Origin of the sequence: Parendozoicomonas verongulae, from assembly GCF_009711465.1 — a bacterium.
In the GTDB taxonomy this organism is placed as follows: domain Bacteria; phylum Pseudomonadota; class Gammaproteobacteria; order Pseudomonadales; family Endozoicomonadaceae; genus Sansalvadorimonas; species Sansalvadorimonas verongulae.
The window spans coordinates 710-1307 of record NZ_SMME01000796.1 but is presented as its reverse complement, the minus strand read 5'-3'; positions in this window follow the sequence as shown (position 1 = coordinate 1307).

Below are 598 nucleotides of genomic sequence, written 5' to 3'. Positions count from 1 at the left end.
GTAGGGCCTGTCTCCTGTATGGATGCGCTTGTGATTGGTGAGGTGACAGGATCGGATGAAAGACTTTGAGGTGACTGGATGAAGTGAAAGACTTGTCTGTGTTTGTGCTTGGTGAGATGACTGGATGTAGTGAACGACCCGTGCACCCGTCCTGATCAGGTGAAAGACTTGCTGCACCCGTCAAAGTCGAGACAAAGGGCCTGTCCCCTGTGTGGGTGCTGTCAGGCTGACTCTGACTCACTTCAGTAAGAGTGTCATCTGTATCGAATGCACACTCCCCTGTACTGGCACAAAGAACACTCTGAAATACATCATCCTGCCTCAAACCCGACAACTCTGGGAACAGGGTGTCCAGAGAGGGAGGTGAAGAAGGAGGAGTATATAAGATGTCAGGGGCATTATTGTTACTGGAAATATGGCAAATGGTAGATGGATTCCTAATCCATGTTGTAGCACTCGTTTCAACAGCCAGATGTGGTACAGCCGTTGATCCCGTGAGTATTAATTGTTTTTTTTGTTTTTTTCCACGGCAATGCACAAGGGGGGGGCTGGCAGACCTGTTTACGGTGCAGAATGTGGTTTCACAGGGGTGGATATA